Origin of the sequence: Streptomyces sp. MJM8645 (assembly GCF_001625365.1) — a bacterium.
Classification (GTDB): Bacteria; Actinomycetota; Actinomycetes; order Streptomycetales; family Streptomycetaceae; genus Kitasatospora.
The window spans coordinates 2,655,500-2,672,798 of sequence record NZ_LJJF01000001.1; the positions used below are offsets into that span (position 1 = coordinate 2,655,500).

Genomic DNA, 17,299 nt, shown 5'->3' on the forward strand with positions numbered 1-17,299 from the left:
CCGGCCGGATCCGCTGCCCGCACAGCCGTCCGCCGGCCTTCCCCGTCTTCTGGTGTTCTGGCCTAGCCGATCTCTCGGTCCAACCGATCTCCCGGCCTGACCGATCTCCGGGTCCAACCGATCTCCCGGCCCAACGGTCTTCCGGTTCAGCGATCTCCCGGTCCAGCAGTCCTCCGCCGCACCGGTCGCCCGGCAGGACGGTCTTCCGCCACCCCGGTCATCCGACGCGCCGGTCGTCCGATCCGACGACCGCCCGGTCCTCCGGTGTCCCGGTGGACCGATCGGTCACGAGATCTTGAACGGCTGCTGGCACGCGCCGCAGACGATGGACGCCTGGGCGAGCACCGACGGCACGACCCGGACGTTCCGTCCGCAGCCGCACACCGCCTTGACCCGGACGCCGCCCCCGGAGGAACCGTGCCGGGCGGCCGGGCCGCGGAAGGCCCGCGTCGTACCGTCGCCGGCCACCGCCTCCTGGTGCGCGCCGAGGGCGCGGTCCAGTCGCTCGATGGTCTCCGCGTAGCGCTCCTGGGTCTCCTTGAGCATGGTCACCTGGGAGAAGCCGCTGCTCGCGTGCGGTTCGACCGGGTGCGCCAGGCCGAGCTCGGAGGCGAGCAGCAGGAAGCGCCGGTTGTGGTAGCGGCCGGCTCGCGAGGTGTCCCGGATGTCCCGGGCCGCGGCCAGACCGTGGGCAGCCTCGTGGAGGAGCCGCTCGAAACCGAGCCGGGTGCCACAGGCCGAGGAGGATTCGCCGATCAGGGCCTCGGGCGAGGCCAGGTCGGGGAGGTCCTGGTGGTGGGCCTGGATGTCACTCCAGGCGGCGGCCAGTTCGGCCGCGAGGACGAGGGGCTGTGTCGTGCTCACGCTAGACCAACGATGGAGTGCGAGCCGATGTTCCGCATGTTCTCGTTCTTCGGGAATTCCCAGGGAACTCCCAGGAATGCATGGTCGCGCGCGAATTGCGCGTTCCGGATCTGATGCAAGACCAACCCCCTGCCGGTTTCGGCCCGCCGCAGCTCGGCGGGCCTCGTGAATTCCGCCCGGGGGCGGGCTGTCGCCCCCTGGACGTACGGCCCGTGGGCCCGTCGAGTTGACAGGGCCACGGGCCGTACACCGTACCGCTATTGCGTTAATACCGGCAGTTGACCGGCCAGTAGGGATGTCCGCGGTCGGGGCGCCTCTCGGACAGTTACCGGATTCTTACTCATCCGCATTCCGGGCAAATGTCGCCGCCAACGGTCATTACCTGCTGGTAACAGGCATCAGTACGCGCGGGCGACGATCGCGATATTGCCGTCCTGGTCGTCCGCCAGCGGCACCGAGCCGTCGGCCGCGACAATGCAGCGCACCGAAACGCCCTGCTCGGCGAGCTTGGCCTCGCCCTCCGGACCGAGGTCGGCCCAGGAGATCCGGCCCCAGCCGGTCGCGGCGGCCTCGGCGGCCTCCTCGATGGTCTTGACGTCGACGGTACGGGCCTCGCGGCGCTCGCGGGACTGGCGCAGCAGCAGCGCTTGGTCCTCCTCCAGGATGCCCGGGACCAGCGCGGCCAGGGAGTCGATGGAGACGGGCTCCTTGCCGCCGGGGATCCGGCGGGCCAGCATCGCGGTGCCGTTCTCGAGGTCGCGCGGGCCGACCTCGATGCGCAGCGGCACGCCCTTGAGCTCCCAGTCCACCGCGCGGCGGCCGAACGGGGTGTCGGTGCGGTCGTCGACGACCACCCGGACACCGGCGGCCTCCAGCGTGGCGCCGATCTCGCGCACCTTGGCGATGACCGCGTCGTCGCCCTTGATGGCGAGCACGACGGCCTGGACGGCGGCCAGTCGCGGGGGCACCCGCAGGCCGTTGTCGTCGCCGTGGGACATGATCAGGCCGCCGACCATGCGGGTCGAGACGCCCCAGGAGGTCTGCCAGACGTGCTCGCGCTCGGCGCCCTGGAGCTGGTAGGTCGTGTTGAACGCCTTGGCGAAGTTCTGGCCCAGCTCGTGGCTGGTGCCCATCTGCAGCGCCTTGCCGTCGCCCATCATGCCCTCCAGGGTGAGGGTGTTGATGGCGCCGGCGAACCGCTCCTTGGCGGTCTTGCGGCCGAGCACGACGTCGATGCCGAGCACGTTCGTCATGAAGTCGCCGTAGACCTGGGTGTGGATCATCGACGCGTACGCGCGGGCGTCCTCGTAGGTGGCGTGGGCGGTGTGGCCCTCCTGCCAGAGGAACTCGGTGGTGCGCAGGAAGACGCGCGGGCGCAGCTCCCAACGGACCACGTTGGCCCACTGGTTGATCAGCAGGGGCAGGTCGCGGTGGCTCTGCACCCACTTCGAGAAGTACTCGTTGATGATCGTCTCGGAGGTGGGCCGGACGACGACCGGCTCGTCGAGCTGCTTGCCGCCGCCGTGGGTGACCACCGCGAGCTCGGGGGCGAAGCCCTCGACGTGCTCGGCCTCCCTGGTCAGGTAGGACTGCGGGATGAACATCGGGAAGTAGGCGTTCTGCGCGCCGGCCTTCTTGATCCGCGCGTCCATCTCCTGCTGCATCCGCTCCCACAGGCCGTAGCCGTACGGTCGGATGACCATGGTGCCGCGCACCGGACCGTTGTCGGCCAGCTCGGCCTTGTTGATGAGGTCCTGGTACCAGCGCGGGAAGTCTTCCGCCTGAGGGGTGAGAACGGGTGCCTTAGCCATGGCCCGAATGGTACGGGGCGCGGCCCCCTGACTTCGAATCGATAACACGCCGGCGGCCGCCGGACGGACGACCACCGCACCCGCCGGACGGACGACCGCGCACCCGCCGGCAGCAGACGGCGGCACCCGCCGACCGCAGGGGGCGCACGACCGCGACACGCGCGCACCACCCTGCACCCCTCTGGACGCCGGGCCCGACCCGCTGTTCGCTGGAGTGGGGCGGGACTTTGGGGGAGCCGTAGCAGCACACCGAAGGACCGGATGGGAGGCCGCGATGGCTTCAGCTCGGACGACCGGCACGACCGTACGACCGACAGGCGCACGACCGCACCACCCGCAGCCCGGGGCGGCGCGGCCCGCGCGGGCGCGCGACTGGGCGGAGATCCAGGAGCGCATGCTGGTGCCGCTCTACGAGGCGGTCCACGACCGGCTGGAGGTCGGCCCGGCGACCAGCGTGCTGGGCCTGGGCTGCCGGTCCGGGCTGGCGCTGCTGCTCGCCGCCGGGCGCGGTGCCCAGGTCACCGGCCAGGAGCCGCGGGACGAGCTGCGCGAGCTGGCCCGCGGCCGCCGGCTGCGGGTGTGCGCGGGGGCCCGGCCGACCGCGGCCGTCCCCCGCTCGGCCCATTCGCTGGTGACGGTCTTCGAGCAGTTGCCCGGTTGCGCCGAGCCGGGTCCGGTGGTCGTCGAGGCCGCCCGGCTGACCCTCCCGGGCGGGCACGTGGTGCTGGCCGCCTGGGGCCCTCCGGAGCGCTGCCAGAGCGCCCCGGTGCTGGACGTGGCGCGGCGGCGGGCGGGCCGGACCACCGCGCGCGACCCGTTCGAGCTGAGCACGCCCGGCACGCTGGAGGACCTGCTCGCCCCGGCCGGCCTGCGCCCGGCCGGCAGCGGGCGGGTGAGCTGCCCGTTCGCCTACGCGGACCTGGACAGCGCGGTGCGCGGCCTGCTCTCCACCGGTCTTTTCGAGGCGGCCGAGGAGTTCTCCGGCGCGTCGCTGGTCGCCAAGGAGTTGGAGGAGGCGCTGCAGCCGTACCTGCGCGCGGACGGCTCGGTCCGGATGGAGAACGTCTTCCGCTACCTGGTCGCCGAACGGCCCCGGTAGCGGCGGCCGACCGGCCCCGACGGCGCGGGGAACGGGGCCCACGGCGACGCCCGAAGGAGCCCCCGGCGGCACCGGGAACGAGACCCCCCGGCAGCAATCGGACGGGCCCGGGCGACAACAGATCCGACAGCGACGAAACCGGGGGCGCCCGCCCGCACGGCGAGCGCCCCCGGCCCGCCGTTTCACGCCTGGTCGAGCGACTTCCCGTCGGACCCGGAACCCTTCCGCGGCACCCCGGCCGCCCGGTACGCCTGCTCCTCGTCCAGCGTCTCCGCCTCCAGCAGCGCCGCCGCCAGCGCGTCCAGCCGGGCCCGCTCCTCGGTCAGCAGCTGTACCGCGTGCTCGTAGCACTCGGCGACGATCCGCCGGGCCTCCTCGTCCACCGCGTCGAGGGTGGTCGGCGCGGCGGAGAGCCCGTAGGCGCCCTGCGGGTCGGCGGGCACCGCGGTCAACCGGCCGACCCGCTCGCTCATCCCCCACCGGCCGGCCATCCCGCGGGCGATGTTGGTGACCTGCTCCAGGTCGCTCTCCGCTCCGGTGGTGATCACCCCGTAGACCACCTGCTCGGCCGCCATCCCGCCGAGCGCGCCGATGATCCGGCCGCGCAGGTAGGGCTCGGTGTACGAGTAGCGGTCGTTCTCCGGGGTGGACAGGGTGACGCCGAGCGCCCGGCCGCGCGGCACGATGGTGATCTTGCGGACGGGGTCGGCGCCGGGCTGCAGCATGCCCAGCAGCGCGTGCCCGCTCTCGTGGTAGGCCGTGCGCTCGCGCTCCTCCTGCGGCATCACCAGCGGCCGGACGGCGCCGAGCTGGACCTTCTCCAGGGCGTCCGAGAGGTCCCGCTCGTTCACCGCGTCCTGCTTGCGCTTGACGGCCAGCAGGGCGGCCTCGTTGACCAGGTTGGCGAGTTCGGCGCCGGTCATCCCGGGGGTGACCTTGGCCAGCCGGGTGAGGTCGGCGTCGCCGGCCAGCGGGACGGTCCGGGTGTGGATGCGCAGGATGGCGGCGCGGCCGTCCCGGTCGGGCGGGCTGACGGTGATCCGCCGGTCGAACCGGCCGGGGCGCAGCAGCGCCGGGTCGAGCACGTCCGCGCGGTTGGTCGCGGCGATCACGATGACGCCCTCGGAGCCGGTGAAGCCGTCCATCTCGGTGAGGATCTGGTTGAGCGTCTGCTCGCGCTCGTCGTGCCCGCTCATGCCGCCGCCCGCGCCGCGCTGGCGGCCGATGGTGTCGATCTCGTCGATGAAGATGATCGCCGGGGCGACCTTGCGGGCCTCGGCGAACAGTTCACGGACCCGGCTGGCGCCGACGCCGACGATCATCTCGATGAACTCGGAGGCGGAGGCGGAGAAGAACGGCACGTCCGCCTCGCCGGCGACGGCCCGGGCGAGCAGGGTCTTGCCCGTCCCGGGCGGGCCGCTCAGCAGCACGCCGCGCGGCATCTTGGCGCCGAGCCTGCGGTACTGCTGCGGGTTCTTCAGGAAGTCGACCACCTCGGTGAGTTCGGCCTCGACCTCGTCGATGCCGGCCACGTCGGCGAAGGTGGTGCGCTTGCCCTGGTCGGCGGTGACCGGCTTGGGCGGGGCCTTGCGGCCAAGCGCGCCGGCGCCCAGCCCGCCGGCCATCCGGCGGGCGAGCAGCACCCAGATCAGGATCAGCAGGACCATGGGGGCCAGCGAGATCAGCAGGTTGGCGAGGAAGCTGCGCTGCTGGACCACCGGGGAGGTGGCGGTGACCTCGACGCCCTGCTGCTGCAGCGTGGTCCACAGGTTGTCGTTGGCGAAGGACGGCCGCTGGGTGGCGAAGTCGGTGTAGTCGCCCTTGCCGCCGTCCGGCTTGGGCTGGGCGCTCTTGAGGGTGCCCTCGATCGCGTCGCCCTTGGAGTAGATCTTGGTGATGTTGCCCTTGTTCAGCTGGTTGTTGAACTCGGTGTAGGAGATCGTGGTGGCGCCGGCGTTGCCGAAGTAGGACAGCAGCAGGTCGGAGATCAGGAACACCACGAGCGCGGTGAGGGCGAGTCCCATCCAGCCGCCGGGCATCCGGCGGCGGGGCGGCGGCGGGGGCGGGGCGCCCTCGGACCGCCAGGGCTGGTCGGGGGTCTGGCGCGGCGGCACGGGTTCGGTCACCCATCGGACGATACGGACGCGGGCTCGGGCGAGCCACCCGAAACGCCGCGCCGAGCACGCCCCTGACCAGCCGCGACGGGGCCCCGTCAGTGCCTGATCCCCGCCGCCCCGTCAGTGCCTGATCCCGGATCCCCACCCGTGACTCAGAGGCCTCGGCGCCCCGCCCGTGGCTACGCCTCGGCGCCCGGCCACTCCTCGGCGGTCAGCGCGAACCGCTCGTGGTCCCGCCAGTCGCCCTGGAGGAACAGCATCCGGGGGGTGAAGCCCTCGTGCCGGAAGCCCAGCCGCTTGGCCATCGCCACCGACCGCTCGTTGTCCGGCTGCACGTTGATCTCCAGCCGGTGCAGGCCCAGCCCGCCGGCCGGCTGCGGGGCGAAGCAGCGGTCCAGGACCAGCCGCAGCCCCTCCGTCATCCGCCCGGTGCCGGCGAACGGCAGGTACGCGTCGTAGCCCAGCGCGCCGTTGCAGAACCGGCCCATCACGATGTTGGCGACATTCACCTTGCCGACCAGCCCGCCGGTCTCCCGGTCGACGATCAGAAAGGTACGCAGGCCCGGCCCCTGGCGGTCCAGCAGTTCGGCCAGGCCGTCCGGCTCGACCGGGTTCCACCGCCCGATGTGGTCGGCGGACCGTCGGACCGCCTCGGCGTACACGTCCTTGTCCTCGGCCCGCGGGGCCCTGATCGTCACTCGCACACCACCATCATCGGGCATGCGAGCGGCCCGCCGCCCGGAAGATCCCGGACGGCGGGCCGCTCGAACGACGGACCGGTCTACAGCAGGTCCTTGAACTCCTTGGGCAGCTCGAAGTCGGCCGGGCCCTTGCCCGCGCCGAGGCCGAACGCGCCGCCGCCGGCCGGGTCCTGGTCGCCGCCCGGGCCGAGCGCGCGGCGCTGGGCGGCCGCGGCCTCCTCCTGCGCCCGCTTGAGCGGGTTGCCGCTCTTGCGCTTGCCCTTGGCCTGCGGGGCCTTCTTGCCGGACTTCTTGGCGCCGCCGCCCATGCCCGGGATCCCCGGCATGCCGGGCACGCCCTTGCCGGAGGCCATCGCGGACATCATCTTGCGGGCGTCGAAGAACCGCTCGACCAGGTTCTTCACCTCGCCGACCTGGACACCCGAGCCCTTGGCGATGCGGGCCCGGCGGGAGCCGTTGATCAGCTCCGGCTCGGCGCGCTCGGCCGGGGTCATCGACTTGATGATCGCGCCGACCCGGTTGACGTCCTTGTCGTCGATGTTGTTGATCTGGTCGCGGATCTGACCCATCCCGGGCAGCATCCCCAGCAGCTTGGAGATCGAGCCCATCTTCTGGACCTGCTCCAGCTGCGACAGGAAGTCGTCCAGGGTGAACGCCTTCGGACCGCCGCGCAGCTTGGCGGCGATCTTCTCGGCCTCCTCCTGCGAGAAGGTCTGCTCGGCCTTCTCGATCAGCGAGAGGACGTCACCCATGCCGAGGATGCGCGAGGCCATCCGGTCGGGGTGGAAGGCGTCGAAGTCGTCGACCTTCTCGCCGTTGGAGGCGAACATGATCTGCCGGCCGGTGACGTGCGCGACCGACAGGGCGGCACCGCCGCGGGCGTCGCCGTCGAGCTTGGAGAGCACGACACCGGTGAAGTCGACGCCGTCGAGGAAGGCCTGCGCGGTGGTGACCGCGTCCTGGCCGATCATCGCGTCGACGACGAACAGGACCTCGTCCGGGTTGACCGCGGCGCGGATGTCCGCGGCCTGCTGCATCAGCTCGGCGTCGATGCCCAGGCGTCCGGCGGTGTCGACGACGACGACGTCGTACTGCTTCTGCTTGGCGTACTCGATCGAGTCCTTGGCCACCTGCACCGGGTCGCCGACGCCGTTGCCCGGCTGCGGGCCGTAGAAGGCCACACCGGCGCGCTCGGCGACCACCTGGAGCTGGTTGACGGCGTTGGGCCGCTGGAGGTCGCAGGCGACCAGCAGCGGGGTGTGCTTCTGGCTCTTCAGCCAGTGGCCGAGCTTGCCCGCGAGGGTGGTCTTACCGGCACCCTGCAGACCGGCGAGCATGATCACCGTCGGGCCGCTCTTGGCGAACCGGACCCGGCGGGTCTCGCCGCCGAGGATCGCGATGAGCTCCTCGTTGACGATCTTGATGATCTGCTGCGCGGGGTTGAGCGCGCCCGAGACCTCGGCGCCGGCCGCCCGCTCCTTGACCTGCTTGATGAAGGCCCGCACGACCGGCAGCGCGACGTCCGCCTCCAGCAGCGCGATGCGGATCTCGCGGGCGGTGGCCTCGATGTCCGCCTCGCTCAGGCGGCCCTTGCCCCGGAGGTTCTTGAACGTCGCTGCGAGGCGATCGGAAAGAGTGTCGAACACGTCGTCGCGGGTCCTCTGCGGCATCGGTATCGGTACGGTCGTCGCCCACCAGGGTATCCGGCCGCCCCGGGTATGGTCTCCACCCGGGTTGCCACGACCTCGGAACGGGCCTCGGAACAGGCCTTGGAACGGACCTCGGCAGGCGTCGGCGGACCCCGGCGGACCGACCCCGGCGGAATCCGGCGGGCCCCGGCGCGACTCAGCCCAGCGCCGCCCGGACCGCCGCCGCCACCTCCCCCGCCCGCCCGGCGGCGAGCGGCCGGCCCGCCCCGTCGGTCAGGTAGAAGGAGTCGACGGCCTCCGCGCCCAGCGTCGAGACGTGCGCCGTCCGCACCCGCACGCCCGCCCCGTCCAGCGCCCGGCCGATCCGGTGCAGCAGCCCCGGGGCGTCGTGCGCGCGGACCTCCAGGACGGTCGCGGTCGCCGAGGCCACCGCGGGCGCCACCGCGACCACCGGCGGCGGGGTGGGGATGCCCCGGCGGCGCGGGGCGGCGGCGTCCCGCTCGGCCAGCCGGCGCGCGACGTCCAGCGAGCCGTCCAGCGCCCGGCGCAGGTCGGCCCGCAGCCGGGCGGCCTCCGGCAGCTCGCCGAACTCGGCGGCCACCCGCCAGGACAGCAGCAGCACCGGGCCGGCGCCGATCGGGTCCAGCTCGCGCAGGCCGGCCGAGCGGACGGCCAGCCGGTGCAGCGCGAGCACCCCGGCGACGGTGCCGAGCAGTCCGGGCCGGTCCGGGACGGCCAGCGTCAGCTCGACGCCCATCGGCTCGGCGCCCGGGTCCGCCCCCTCGGACTGCGCCAGCAGCGACAGGGCGGGCCCGCCGGTCCGGGCGGCCTCCACCGCGAGCCGCTCCTGCCCGGCGGTCGGCGCGGCCTCCACGGGCGCGGCGTAGGCGCCGGCCAGCCGGGCGGCGACCCGGGCCGCCAGGCCGTCCACCAGCGAGGCCCGCCAGCCGCTCCACGCGGCCGGGCCGGTGGCCAGCGCGTCCGCCTCGGTGAGCACGTGCAGCAGCTCCAGTTGTGCCGCGGTGCCGACCACCTTGGTGATCGCCTCGACGGTGGCCGGGTCGTCCGGGTCCCGTCGGGTCGCGGTGTCGACCAGGGTCAGGTGGTGGCGGACCAGCACCGCCAGGGTCTCGGTGTCCTCGGGGCCGAAGCCCATCCGGGCGGCGATGTCACGGACGATGACCTCGCCGGCCTCGCTGTGGTCGCCGGGCCAGCCCTTGCCGATGTCGTGCAGCAGCGCGGCGACCAGCAGGAGGTCCGGCCGGGCCACCCGGCGGGTCATCGCCGCGGCCCGCACCGCCGTCTCCACCAGGTGCCGGTCGACCGTCCAGCGGTGCACGGCGTTGCGCTGCGGACGGCAGCGCACCCGCTCCCAGTCCGGCAGCAGCCGGGTGACCAGTCCCTCCGCCTCCAGCGCCTCCCACACCGGGACGGCCGCCTCGCCCGCGCCCAGCAGGGTGACTAGCTGCTCGCGCGCCTCGTCCGGCCAGGGCACCGGCAGCGGGCGGCACTCGGCGGCCAGCCGGCGCACCGTCGCGTACGAGACGGTGAGCCCGTTCTGCGCGGCGGCGGCCGCGGCGCGCAGCGGCAGCACCGGGTCGGCGGCCGGGCGGGCGCCCTGGGCGAGCACCGCCTCGCCGTCCTGCTCGACCACGCCCTCGGCGAGCGGCCGGCGCGCGACCGTGCCCCGGGCCACCGCGCCCGCGCCGCGCCCGGCGCCGGTGAACGGGAAGGCCGGCCGGGCGGCCCGGCGGCCCCGGCCGGACCGGGCGGCGAGCACCCGGTCCACCGCCCGCCAGGTGACGTCACTCGCGTAGGCGATGGTGCGGGCGGCCTCGTAGACCTTGCGCAGCAGGGTGTCGGCGTCCAGCACGCCGAGCCGTTCGGCGACCTGGTCCTGGTCCTGGAGGCCGAGCCGCTCGGTGGCCCGGCCGGTGGCCAGGTGCAGCGCGTCGCGGACGTCGGCGAGCCGCAGCGCGGCGGCGTCCAGGCCGTCCCGGGGGGCATCGGCGAGCCAGGTGGCGGCGACGGCGTTGAGCGCGACGGCGTCGCGCAGGCCGCCGCGGGCCTCCTTGAGGTCGGGCTCCAGCAGGAACGACAGCTCGCCGTGCCGCTCGGCCCGCTCCCGCCCGAGGTCGCGCAGCTCCGGCAGGCGCGCGGGGGCGCTCGCGCGCCAGTCGGTGAGCACGGCGGAGCGCAGGGCGGCGGTGAGCGCCTGGTCCCCGGCGAGGTGGCGGGCGTCCAGCAGGCCGAGCTGGGCCTTGAGGTCGGCGGCGGCGACGGACCGGGCCTCGGCGACGGTGCGCACCGAGTGGTCGAGCGCGGCGCCCGCGTCCCAGACCGGGTACCAGATCCGCTCGGGCAGGTCGGGGTCGAGCCGGCCGTCGTGCAGCAGCAGGACGTCGAGGTCGCTGCGCGGGGACAGCTCGCCGCGCCCGTAGCCACCGACCGCGACCAGCGCGACGCCGGGCGGGCCGCCGGCGGCCGCGAGCAGACCGGCCAGCCAGTCGTCGGTGAGCCGGGCGAGAGCCGCGCGGCGGGGCCGCCCGGCCGGGCCGGGGCCGGCGAGCAGCGCGGCCCGGGCGGCGCCGTAGTCGGGAGGGCTGGTCTCGGTGGTCATGGCGTGGTCCCGTCCGTCGTGCGGTTGAGCGGGCGGCGCCGGACGGCCTGCGGGCGGCCGCGGGGAGGTCCCGGGCGGCCTGGGGGCGGCCCGGCGCCGATGCGCCGTCGGCGGACCCGCGACCCCTCGGGGGCGGCGGGCCCGCCTGCGGCGCGTCCTACGGTTCAGGGCCCTCGACGAAGGGCCCTCGGCGAAGGGCCCTCAGAGGGCGTCCGGCCCGCGCTCGCCGGTGCGGACCCGGACGGCGGTGTCGACCGGGACGCTCCAGACCTTGCCGTCGCCGATCTTGCCGGTCCGGGCGGCCTTCACCAGGACCTCGATCAGCTCGTCGGCGTCCTCGTCCTCGACCAGCACCTCGATTCTGACCTTGGGGACCAGGTCCACGGTGTACTCGGCGCCCCGGTAGACCTCGGTGTGGCCGCGCTGGCGGCCGTAGCCGCTGGCCTCGGTGACGGTCAGGCCGTGCACCCCGAAGGCCTGTAGGGCGGCCTTCACCTCGTCCAGGCGGTACGGCTTGATCACGGCGGTGATGAGCTTCATCGGGCGTCGACCTCGGTCTTCTCGGCGGGCTCGGCGGTGGTCTTGTCGGCGGCCTTCCCAGCAGCCTTGGCGGCGGTCTTCCCGGTGGCGGTCTTCCCGGTGGCGGGCTTCTCCGCGGACCTCGCGGCCGCCGCGGCACCGACCAGGCCCGGCAGGGCCCGCGCCAGGCCCGCGCCCACCGCGCTGAAATCGTAGGCGGACTCGGCGTGTTCGGCCTGGTCGATGCCGGCCACCTCGACCTCCTCGGCGACCCGGAAGCCGACCGTCCTGTCGATCGCCTTCGCCAGCAGCCAGGACAGGACGAAGGAGTACGCCGCGACCACGGCCACGCCCATCGCCTGCTTGCCGAGCTGCGCCGGCCCGCCGCCGTAGAACAGGCCCTTGGCGGTCTGGCCGACCCCGCCGGTGGCGAACAGGCCGATCAGCAGCGAGCCGATCGCGCCGCCCACCGCGTGCACGCCGACCACGTCGAGCGAGTCGTCGAAGCCGAGGCGGTACTTGAGGCTGACCGCGGCGGCGCAGACCGCGCCGGCGATCAGGCCGATCGCCACCGCGCCCAGCGGGCTGACCGAGCCGCAGGCCGGGGTGATCGCGACCAGGCCGGCCACCGCGCCGGAGGCGGCGCCCAGCGTGGTGAACGCGCCGTGCCTGAGCTTCTCGTAGACCAGCCAGCCGACCAGCGCCGCACCGGTGGCGACCTGGGTGTTGACCATCGCCATCGCGGCGACGCCGTTGGCGGCCAGCGCCGAGCCCGCGTTGAAGCCGAACCAGCCGAACCACAGCAGCCCGGAGCCGAGCATCACCAGCGGCAGGCTGTGCGGGCGCATCGGGTCCTTCTTGAAGCCGACCCGCTTGCCCAGCACCAGGCAGAGCGCGAGGCCGGCCACGCCCGCGTTGATGTGCACGGCCGTGCCGCCGGCGAAGTCGATCACGCCGTTGCGGTCGCCCAGCCAGCCGCCGTGGCCGCCGTCGAAGAAGAACACCCAGTGCGCGACCGGGAAGTAGACGACGGTCACCCAGAGCGCGATGAACAGGCCCCAGGCGCCGAACTTGGCCCGGTCCGCGATCGCGCCGCTGATCAGCGCCGGGGTGATGATCGCGAACATCAGCTGGAAGGTGGCGAACGCGGTGACCGGGATGGTCCCGGTGAGGTCGTTCAGGCCGATGCCGCGCATCCCGAGGAAGTCCAGGTTGCCGATCAGACCGGCGAAGGAGTCGCGTCCGAAGCTGAGCGAGTACCCGTAGAGGACCCAGAGCACGCTGACGATGCCGAGCGAGAGGAAGCTCATCGCCAGCATGTTCAGGGTGCTCTTGGCCCTGACCATGCCCCCGTAGAAGAAGGCCAGGCCCGGGGTCATCACCATGACCAGGGCCGCACTGATGAGCACGAAGGCGGTGTCGCCCGCGCTGAAGCCGTCCGGCATCGGCGTCTCCTCTGCGTGGAAGCCGATCCAAACCCGGATTACCCGTCCCGTGCCACCCGGGGTGTCGGCGATGAAGAGGAGAGTGCCGAAGGCTGGTTTCGGCCAGTGCGGCTCGTTGTTTCGCGGCCGTGACGCGTGCGACGCCCGGGTTACACCTGCGTGAACGACGGCCGTGCCGCAGGGCCGAACGGGTTACCGTGCCGCCGAACGGGACGGCCGGTGGCACGACGGCCACCGACCGTGGCGGCGGCGGCCGTCACGGTCGGCGGGGTCCTCGGGCCGGGTCCGCGGCCCACGGGCTCGGGGTGCTCAGACCACCGAGACGTACTCGGGGATGTCCTGGACGACGCGCTCCTTGAGCCGGCTCACCGCGTCCACGCCCTTGAACCGGGCAGCCGCGGCCTCGGTGGTCTTGCGGACCCGGGAGTTCAGCCGCTCCGAGCGCACCTTGGTGGCGATGTCCACCGCCTGCTCGGCCATCACCGCGGCCTGCTCGGCCTCCCGCTGCAGCAGGTGGACGCTGGCCATGCCGATCAGGTTGAAGGCGTACGAGCGCACGTGGTCGCCGTCCTGGCGGAACAGGTCGACCGCGCGCTCCATCACCGGCGCGGACATCGAGGCGTACAGCTGGGCGTTGTCGGAGTGGTACGCGAGGTCGCGGAAGGAGTGCGCGTTCTCGGCGTTCAGCTCGGCCGGAGAGAAGAACTTCAGCCAGTCCGGCTCCGCCTCCCCATCGCGGATGTCGGTGAAGGTGTCCTCGGCCAGCCGGACGGCCCGGGCGCAGCGGTTCACCTCGCCGATGGTGGCGTAGGCGCGCGCCTCCATCGCGTACAGCAGGGACTGCTGGCGCGCGCTGGCGGTGTCCCGGCTGCCGTACTGCGCCAGGTGGATCAGCTCCAGGGCGTCCTCGCCCCGGTTGAGGTGGATCATCTGGCGGCTCATGTCGGTGAGGATGAGTGCGCCGAACGGGCGGTCCCCGGCCTCCTTGGCGGCGTGCAGGGCCAGCACGTAGTACTTCTGCGCGCTCGGGTGCATCCCGACGTCGTACGACATCCACCCGGCCAGGTGGGCGAGTTCGGCGGTGAGCCGGAACAGCCGCCGGGTGGTGTTCTCGTTGTACGTCTCCTGGAGCAGGTCGGTGACCTCGTGGAGCTGGCCGACGACGGCCTTGCGGCGCAGCCCGCCGCCGTTCTGCGCGTCCCACTGCCGGAACATGACCGTGGTCTGCTCCAGCAGTTCGAGCTCGGGCTCGGACAGCCGGCCGGTGAACGGGTCGCCGCCGTTGGCCGCGGCGAGGATCGGGGTGGGGGCGCCGGTCGGGCCGGGGGTGAGCCAGCGCTGCATGGGCTCGATCAGCGCGGCGCCGGCGGTCAGCGCGAGCGAGGTGCCGAGGAAGCCCCGGCGGTTGAGCATCAGGTCGCTGCGGGAGTAGTCGCTGATCAGCTGGACGGTCTGCGGCGCGCTCCACGGCAGGTCGACGCCGCCGCCCACGGTGGAGACCGGGATCGCGGCGCGCAGGCCGAGGTCCTCGATCGAGACCACCGAGCCGAAGCGCTCGGAGAAGAGCTCCGACATGATCTTGGGAATCGGCTCGCGGGGCTGTTCGCCGTCGAGCCAGCGGCGCACCCGCGAGGTGTCGGTGGACACGTGGTGGGCGCCGATCTGCCGGGCCCGGCGGTTGACCTGGCGGGCCAGCTCGCCCTTGGACCAGCCGCTGCGGGCGAACCAGGTGGTCAGCTTCTCGTTGGGTTGCTTCTCTGCCATGGGAACGTCCCCATCCCGCCCGGCCCCCTCGGGGCCCCGATCGTGACGCCCGACGGTTTCGGGCCCTTGCCAGACGTGCCGTGCCTGAGGTGTTGCCGTACCACGCTCTCGCACTGGTGTGCCATCGTTACGGACGGACCGTCAGGTTCCCAACTCCCGCGCCCTGTCGGACCGGAGTCGATTCCACGAAGACGTCCGTGTGCTGAACGTAATGCCCCGCGCGGCGCCCACGGGAGCGGCCCTGGCGAAACGCCACCTTTCGCCACCCCCACGAGTGAACCGAAGCCACGGCCCACGCGCTTCACTAGGTAGGTCCGACGGCCCGGCATATGCGGGCCGCCAAGGCCACCGGCGAAACCCGGCAGCCCCGGCAACCCACCGCAGTCACAGGCGAGTTCGCCGCCCACCCTGATCGGCGGCCGCCTCGCCCACCCCACGATCCGGCATCGGTGCCGCCAGCCACAAGGCGGCGCTCGAGGCGCACCACCACGACAGGCGCACACCGGGCGCTGCACGCCGCCACCGCACAACGCACCACGCAACGGACAATCAACACACAGTCACCATCCCGTAACCATCGGCGACGGGAACCTGTTGGGGGAGGCATGGACAACCTGTTCGGCGAACTTCGACTGGGACACCTGCGGTTGACGCCGCTGGGCGCGCGCCGCCGCACCAAGGTCACCGCGTCCCAAGCCGCCGCGGAGTACACCGGCCGCTGGGGCTGGACGGTCGCCACCGGCGCCCCGGCCGGCTCCGCCACCGCCCCGACCCGCTGTCCCTGCGGCTCCGACCGCTGCGCCGCGCCCGGCCTGCATCCCGTACCCGGCGGCGAGGACCGGTCCCGGGAGGCGCGCGCCGGGGGCTCGGTGCTGTTCCCCACCGGCCGCGCCTTCGACGTCCTGGACGTCCCCGAGCAGGCCGGACTGCAGGCGCTGGTCCGGCTGGAGCGGATGGGCACCCAGGTCGGCCCGGTGCTCGCCGCGCCCACCGGCCGGCTGCAGTTCCTGGTCGCCGCCGGCGCCGCCCGCCGGCTGCCCGACCTGCTCTACCGGATGGGCTGGGACGACGCCGCGCTCGACCTCACCTGCCACGGCGAGGGCAGCTACGTCGCCGCCCCGCCCACCGTGCTCGGCGCGCTCGGCCCGGTCCGCTGGCTGCGCCGCCCCACCCGCGACAACGCCGGCTGCCCGCCCGAGGCCCGGCTGCTGCTCGGCACCCTCGCCTACGCCTGCCACCGCGGCCGCGAGCGCACCGCCGAACCCGCCTGGCTCGCCTCGTAGGCCTCAGCGCGCCTCACGCGCCTCGGCGTACGCCCCTCCAGCTCTGCGCGCTCCTCCGCCCCGGCACGCTCCTCCGGTCCCGGGCGGCAACGCGAAAGGGCCCGCCCCTCGCGGAGCGGACCCTTCGTGCGTACGGGGCCTCAGTCCCCGATCAGCGCGTCCACGAACGCGCCCGGCTCGAACGGCGCCAGGTCGTCCGCACCCTCGCCCAGGCCGACCAGCTTGACCGGCACGCCCAGGTCGCGCTGGACCGCGACCACGATGCCGCCCTTGGCGGTGCCGTCCAGCTTGGTCAGCACGATGCCGGTGATGTCGACCACCTCGGCGAACACCCGGGCCTGGATCAGGCCGTTCTGGCCGGTGGTGGCGTCCAGCACCAACAGCACCTCGTCCACCGGGCCGTGCTTCTCGACGACCCGCTTGACCTTGCCCAGCTCGTCCATCAGGCCGGTCTTGGTGTGCAGTCGGCCGGCGGTGTCCACCAGCACGGTGTCGGCGCCCTCGGCGATGCCCTCCTTGACCGCGTCGAACGCGATCGAGGCCGGGTCACCGCCCTCCGGTCCGCGCACGGTGCGCGCACCGACCCGCTCGCCCCAGGTCTGCAGCTGGTCGGCGGCGGCGGCCCGGAAGGTGTCGGCGGCGCCGAGCACCACCTTGCGGCCGTCGGCGACCAGGACGCGGGCGAGCTTGCCGGTGGTGGTGGTCTTGCCGACGCCGTTGACGCCGACCACCAGGACCACGGCCGGCCCCTCCGCGTGCTTGGTGGAGCGGACGGTGCGGTCGGCGTCCTTGCCGATCAGCTCGACGAGCTCCTCGCGCAGCAGGGCGCGCAGTTCGTCGGGCGTCCGGGTGCCGAGCACCTTCACCCGGGTGCGCAGCCGCTCGACCAGCTCCTGGGTGGGGGCCACGCCGACGTCGGCGGTCAGCAGGGTCTCCTCGATCTCCTCCCAGGTGTCCTCGTCCAGGTGCTCGCGGGAGAGCAGCGAGAGCAGGCCCTTGCCGAGCGAGTTCTGCGAGCGGGAGAGCCGGGAGCGCAGCCGGACCAGCCGGCCCGCGGTGGGCTCGGGGACCTCGACGGCGGGTGCCGTCTCGGCCTCGGCGGCCTCGACCTCGACCTCGGTCGGGGCCGTGGCCGGGGCTCCGGTCGAGGCTTCGGTCGGAGCCTCGGTCTCGGGGAGCTGCACCTCCTCGACGGTGCGGCGGGGCTCCTCGGTCGGCGGCGCGGCCTCCTCGCCGACCTGGGGCTCCTGCGGGGTGGTCGGCGGCGCCGTGATGACCGGCGACTGCGACTTCGGGGGCAGTTGCTGGCGTCGTCTGCCGGAAACGACGAGGCCGGCGATCGCGCCGATGGCGACCACGGCGATGACTACGGCAAGGATCACGTATTCCATAACTGCTCCAGTATCCGCGACCGGAGCCCGGATGGA

Annotated in this window: 12 protein-coding genes; 2 read left to right on the forward strand and 10 right to left on the reverse strand. The window is 73.6% G+C overall.

The window, feature by feature from the left end; all coding sequences use genetic code 11:
- Window positions 1-285 precede the first annotated feature (285 nt).
- Window positions 286-864 (reverse strand): hypothetical protein, encoded by a 579-nt coding sequence (locus tag A6F73_RS11310; protein WP_063347677.1) that lies wholly within the window; start codon window positions 862-864, stop codon window positions 286-288.
- Window positions 865-1,262: 398 nt separating this feature from the next.
- Complete coding sequence (proS, locus tag A6F73_RS11315; RefSeq protein ID WP_063347678.1) at window positions 1,263-2,675, reverse strand: proline--tRNA ligase; 1,413 nt, start codon at window positions 2,673-2,675, stop codon at window positions 1,263-1,265.
- Window positions 2,676-2,949: 274 nt separating this feature from the next.
- Here proS and A6F73_RS11320 point away from each other — a divergent pair, with 274 nt between their 5' ends.
- A complete protein-coding gene (locus A6F73_RS11320) occupies window positions 2,950-3,774 on the forward strand; it encodes a class I SAM-dependent methyltransferase (protein WP_079135602.1) in 825 nt (274 codons plus the stop codon).
- A 182-nt stretch (window positions 3,775-3,956) separates the two neighbouring features.
- Here the strand turns inward: A6F73_RS11320 and ftsH are convergent, their stop codons facing one another.
- From ftsH to A6F73_RS11355, 7 genes are all read right to left on the reverse strand, one after another.
- Window positions 3,957-5,900, reverse strand: coding sequence for an ATP-dependent zinc metalloprotease FtsH (gene ftsH, locus A6F73_RS11325; RefSeq protein ID WP_063347680.1), 1,944 nt, complete (start codon window positions 5,898-5,900; stop codon window positions 3,957-3,959).
- Window positions 5,901-6,070: 170 nt separating this feature from the next.
- Window positions 6,071-6,613, reverse strand: coding sequence for a GNAT family protein (locus A6F73_RS11330; protein WP_063347681.1), 543 nt, complete (start codon window positions 6,611-6,613; stop codon window positions 6,071-6,073).
- A 59-nt stretch (window positions 6,614-6,672) separates the two neighbouring features.
- Entirely contained in the window at window positions 6,673-8,238 is a 1,566-nt protein-coding gene (gene ffh, locus A6F73_RS11335; protein ID WP_063351120.1) for a signal recognition particle protein, read from the reverse strand.
- A gap of 199 nt (window positions 8,239-8,437) precedes the next feature.
- The gene (locus A6F73_RS11340) at window positions 8,438-10,861 is read right to left on the reverse strand and encodes a [protein-PII] uridylyltransferase (RefSeq protein ID WP_063347682.1); all 2,424 of its coding nucleotides are present in this window, start codon (window positions 10,859-10,861) and stop codon (window positions 8,438-8,440) included.
- 201 nt (window positions 10,862-11,062) lie between these two features.
- Window positions 11,063-11,401 carry a P-II family nitrogen regulator gene (locus A6F73_RS11345; protein ID WP_063347683.1) on the reverse strand — a complete coding sequence of 113 codons (339 nt, stop codon included), beginning with the start codon at window positions 11,399-11,401 and terminating at the stop codon, window positions 11,063-11,065.
- Complete coding sequence (locus tag A6F73_RS11350) at window positions 11,398-12,825, reverse strand: ammonium transporter (protein WP_063347684.1); 1,428 nt, start codon at window positions 12,823-12,825, stop codon at window positions 11,398-11,400. The genes A6F73_RS11345 and A6F73_RS11350 overlap by 4 nt, the downstream gene beginning before the upstream one ends.
- A 309-nt stretch (window positions 12,826-13,134) precedes the next feature.
- Window positions 13,135-14,589, reverse strand: a complete 1,455-nt coding sequence (locus A6F73_RS11355; protein WP_063347685.1) for a hypothetical protein — start codon at window positions 14,587-14,589, stop codon at window positions 13,135-13,137.
- 605 nt (window positions 14,590-15,194) lie between these two features.
- Between A6F73_RS11355 and A6F73_RS11360 the strand changes: the two genes are divergently transcribed.
- Entirely contained in the window at window positions 15,195-15,872 is a 678-nt protein-coding gene (locus A6F73_RS11360) for a bifunctional DNA primase/polymerase (protein WP_063347686.1), read from the forward strand.
- Between the two features lie 140 nt (window positions 15,873-16,012).
- Here the strand turns inward: A6F73_RS11360 and ftsY are convergent, their stop codons facing one another.
- Window positions 16,013-17,263, reverse strand: a complete 1,251-nt coding sequence (gene ftsY, locus A6F73_RS11365; RefSeq protein WP_063347687.1) for a signal recognition particle-docking protein FtsY — start codon at window positions 17,261-17,263, stop codon at window positions 16,013-16,015.
- Window positions 17,264-17,299 lie beyond the last annotated feature (36 nt).

Coding starts and splice junctions, on each gene's coding strand:
- proS (WP_063347678.1), bottom strand. CDS start 2,675: ATGGCTAAGGCACCCGTTCTCACCCCTCAGGCGGAAGACTTCCCGCGC.
- A6F73_RS11320 (WP_079135602.1), top strand. CDS start 2,950: ATGGCTTCAGCTCGGACGACCGGCACGACCGTACGACCGACAGGCGCA.
- A6F73_RS11330 (WP_063347681.1), bottom strand. CDS start 6,613: ATGCCCGATGATGGTGGTGTGCGAGTGACGATCAGGGCCCCGCGGGCC.
- A6F73_RS11340 (WP_063347682.1), bottom strand. CDS start 10,861: ATGACCACCGAGACCAGCCCTCCCGACTACGGCGCCGCCCGGGCCGCG.
- A6F73_RS11345 (WP_063347683.1), bottom strand. CDS start 11,401: ATGAAGCTCATCACCGCCGTGATCAAGCCGTACCGCCTGGACGAGGTG.
- A6F73_RS11350 (WP_063347684.1), bottom strand. CDS start 12,825: ATGCCGGACGGCTTCAGCGCGGGCGACACCGCCTTCGTGCTCATCAGT.
- A6F73_RS11355 (WP_063347685.1), bottom strand. CDS start 14,589: ATGGCAGAGAAGCAACCCAACGAGAAGCTGACCACCTGGTTCGCCCGC.
- A6F73_RS11360 (WP_063347686.1), top strand. CDS start 15,195: ATGGACAACCTGTTCGGCGAACTTCGACTGGGACACCTGCGGTTGACG.
- ftsY (WP_063347687.1), bottom strand. CDS start 17,263: ATGGAATACGTGATCCTTGCCGTAGTCATCGCCGTGGTCGCCATCGGC.